The organism is Methanobrevibacter sp., assembly GCF_045541095.1.
In the GTDB taxonomy this organism is placed as follows: Archaea; Methanobacteriota; Methanobacteria; order Methanobacteriales; family Methanobacteriaceae; genus Methanocatella.
Window position 1 is genome coordinate 1 of the sequence record NZ_JAZQIJ010000113.1, and the last position, 4318, is coordinate 4318.

Below are 4318 nucleotides of genomic sequence, written 5' to 3' on the forward strand. Positions count from 1 at the left end.
AAAGACCGCCAAAAAGCTCGGTTTAATTTAAATCTAATGTGGATGCAATTGCATCTGCACTTTTTTTCTTTTTTTGCATTTTTCATTTAATCATTTTTTAATAGGTACTGCTTTTTTTTAGTTTTTAAAGTCAAATCAATAGGTATATTAATATAAGTTTATCTGCCCCTGTTCTTCAAAATCGTTATGTATTTATATATTCGTTGATAGACTTTTAGTCATGTTTTAGAAGTTTTAAACAAAATGGGAGTATTTCATGGATTGTTTGAATGATATAAAACATTTTTTAGCATATGATACATTAGTATAAATTACAATATGCATTTACTGGATATCAAATGTGGATAAAATGAAGTTTAAATATGTTTTTATAGCTAGTTTAATACTGGCTATTCTTATGGTGGGCGCAGTCAGCGCTGACGACACGGTTTCACAGGATATTGTCTCTGATGATGAGGACAATACTTTAGAAACCGTTGACGAAGAAATTTATACAGAAACCGAATCGACAGGTACATTCACTGATTTGAATAATGAAATTGGAAATTCGACTGGTGAATTGAATATCAAATGTAACTACAAATTCAATAATGAAACTGATAATCCTAATCTTGGAATTGGGATTGGTAAAAATAATCTTGTGATTAACGGTAATGGTCATACTATTGATGCAGATAACCAGTCACGAATATTTTTTGTCAGGGCAACTAATGTAACCATTAAAAACCTTACTCTTATAAATGCAAATTCGGCTACAGGCAGTGCAATAACTGTTTTTCCAGGGGCTTCCTTAACAACTGACAGCCTGATTATTGAAAACAGCACGGCCAAAAATGGTGTTGTTTTTGTTAATGGAGAGTATTACAGTCTCAACGATAGATTCAAGGATGTAACCTCCGCTGCTTATGGTGTTATAACTGTACAGGCAGGTAGGTTATGTGTTGAAAATGCTTTGATGAGTAGCTCTAAAGAATTGTCATGGGGTTTTATCCAGTCTATTGGTGAATCTCTGAATTATTCTCCGATCACTGTTTTAAATTCAACATTTAGAGATACCATTTCCAATTACAGCACTGCAATCAGGGCATCCGGAAACATAATAGTCAGGAATTCAAAATTCATTAATTTGGAGTCCCTCATCACCGCAGGAGCCATTGGGTTGAAGGGAATTCATGAACTTTTAGTCGACAACTGTACTTTTGTCAATGTCACTTCCGACAAGAATGGTGGAGCGGTATACATTGATGTCATGGGCTCAAACTATCCAAATACTGGTGAAGTCCTGATTAACAGGTCAACTTTTGTAAATTGTTCATCAGGTTTTGGTGGAGCCATATTGCAGTTGGGGGGTTTCCTTAATGTTGCAAATTCCAATTTCACTGAGAATCTTGCCATATTTGATGGTGGAGCAATATATACTTCCTATGTTGGGGTCAATGTTGTAAACTCAACATTCAACGCCAATTGTGCATGGTATCCTGGTGAGCAAAGAGGTTCCTTTGGAGGCGCAATATTCTGTGATAAGGGAATGCTTATTGTGAAAAATTCAAACTTGACCCGAAACTTGGCACAGTACGGCGGTGCAATTTACTTATACGATTCAAGTTATAACGTGGATGAAATAACATTCAAAGAAAATACTGGCATTAATGGAAAATATGATGATGTCTGCACTGTTTTTGACGGGAACATTGCTGTTTTGGATAATGCTACCAACAATTATAGCGGCAACGATTCAATAAGCCTAAACAACACAAATTATGCAACAATAGTTAATTTTGAAGGAATGAAGTTGTCCTTGATTAACAATACTATTGATATTTCCGAGCTTCCATCCAGATTCGATTTACGTGAATGGGGATGGGTGACTTCCGTTAAAGACCAGGGTACTATGGGGGCCTGTTGGACATTCGGAGCTTCAGGTGCATTGGAATCTGCAATATTGAGATATTTGGGTCTTGAAGTGGACCTTTCAGAAAACAACATGCAGGATGTTTCATTGAAGTATTACATGTATGGAGTTGAGAATATGGTTGAAGGAGGTTTATCACAGGTACCTGCAGAGTATGCATTAAGCTGGCTGGGTGTTTTCGACGAAGAATATGATGTTTATGATCAACTTGGAAAAATCTCACCAATTTTTGCAGCCTTTAACAGTATCCATTTCCAGGATGTAGTCATTGTACCTCCCCGTCAAAATGCAACAGACAATAATCAGTTAAAAGAAGCCATTTTAAAGTATGGTGGTGTGTTTATTAATTATTTTGCATGTTCTGGTGACATTGAGCAGTATTATAATGGAACTCCTCAAATCAACCATGGCGTTACTCTGATTGGATGGGATGACAACAGGCAAATAGCAGGTGCTCCGGAAAAAGGCGCATGGATTATTAAAAACAGCTGGGGTACTGGCGCTGGTGAAAATGGATATCAGTACATCTCCTATTATGACACTTCCTTATCAACAGTTAGTCCGTCATTTGCATATCTGTTGGAAAATACAGTTGCGTATAATATGAATTACCAGTATGATATTTTAGGTAGTATTAGCGTATATAGTAATGCAACGGAATACCGCAATAATTATGTGGCGATAAAGGATGATTTGATTGCCGGTGTCGGAACTTATTTTTTAATGGGTTCTGGTACGGAGTATACTATTGAAATCTATGTGAATGATGAGCTTAAACTCACACAGGATGGTGTTGCACCATTCCTTGGATTCCATACAGTTAAATTGGATTCATATGTTCCTATTAATAAGGGTGATGTCTTTACTGTTAAAATCAAGTCAGACTCAGTTCCTGTTTTGAAAGAATCAAGGCAGCATTATGTGAAAGGTGCATCACAATACTTATATGATGGTGTCTGGATGAACATTTCCAGTGAAAATGCCGTTTGCTCTATAAAGGCATATACCGTCAGTGACGACAGTAAAGTGATACAAAACGCTGACATTTCTGTTGATTACGCATCACTCTCATCCTTCAGCGTTAAAGTTGTGACTGCTGATGGGCATCCTGTTGCTGGTGCGTCTGTCGGATTTACTATTAACGGCAAGACTGTTAATGTGTCAACTGATGTGGAAGGTATTGCCAAACTGGAGATAAATGAAGCTCCCGGCACTTATGTGATTACAACCGTTTATAATAATCAATCCTATGAAAACAATGTCACTGTAACATTGGATTCAAAGAATTGTAAAGTCGTCTGTGAGGATATTGCAGTTGATTATGCAGGAGGATCCTATTTTACTGTAAAAGTGGTTTCCGGTGATGGTAAAGTTGCTGTTGAAGGCGAATCAGTAATATTCATATTAAACGGTGATGCAATAACAGCAAAAACAGACAAGAACGGAATCGCAAGAATAAAAATAACACAAACTCCTGGTAAATACACAATCAAAACAGTATTCAACGGCAAAACCTATAACAATAAAGTCACTGTAAAACAGGTATTAAAAACCAGTAAAGTCACTGTTAAAAAGACTGCCAAGAAGTTTACCTTGAAAGCAAAGCTTAAAATCAATGGTAAATTGGTTAAAGACAAAACTGTAACATTCAAGTTCAACGGCAAAACCTATAAGGTTAAAACCAACAAGAAAGGAATTGCCAAGAAGACTTTGAAAAAGAATGTTATTAAAAAGCTTAAGAAGGGTAAAACCTATACTGTTAAAGTGACATACCTTAAGGATACGATAAAAACAACCGTTAAAGTAAAATAGTGCCCAATGCACTATTTTAATTATTTTTTTAAATTTTAATTAATGTTAAGGATTATAATAATCAACCTTAATCATCAACCAATACTATTTTTTTATTTTCCATTAAAATGTTTTAAATCTTGAACCACCCCACCCTAAGAGGGTGGGGATTCCTGAATTTTTTTTCACTTAATAGGTTAATTAAGTATTTTTCAGGCAAACCCCGTTGAACCAGCGGTTTAATATATTAATTGCGGCATTTACGTCTCTATCGAGTATTTTTCCGCATTTTTGACATTTCCAGTTGCGTGTTTTGACTTCTAACTCTTGTTTTATGTATCCGCAATGGTGGCATGTTCTGCTTGTATTGTGGCTTTTTGTGAACTGTACGCCGTTTGCTTTGGGTTTGTAGAGTTGGAATTTGTCTTTTAGTCTTTTTATGAATCGCGATAGGGGAAATATCATGTTTTGTTCGCCTCCGATTAAAATCTTGATATTGGCGTAGTTTTCTTCAAAGACTATGGTGTCGTATTTTTTGACTATATTGTATGTTAATTTTTCAATGTAGTCGTTTAGTTGGTTTGTTCTTTTGTTGTACCATTTTTGTAGTCTTTT

At 35.7% G+C, this 4318-nt stretch carries 2 protein-coding genes; one reads left to right on the plus strand and one right to left on the minus strand.

The features are described 5' to 3' along the window. Positions 1 to 349: 349 nt before the first annotated feature. Entirely contained in the window at positions 350 to 3724 is a 3375-nt protein-coding gene (locus tag ACKI2P_RS04805; RefSeq protein WP_407375513.1) for a C1 family peptidase, read from the plus strand. A 180-nt stretch (positions 3725 to 3904) separates the two neighbouring features. On the opposite strand, the gene ACKI2P_RS04810 is transcribed toward ACKI2P_RS04805, so the two are convergent. Beyond that, a partial coding sequence (locus ACKI2P_RS04810; RefSeq protein WP_407375515.1) for a zinc ribbon domain-containing protein occupies positions 3905 to 4318 on the minus strand: 414 nt, incomplete at its 5' end.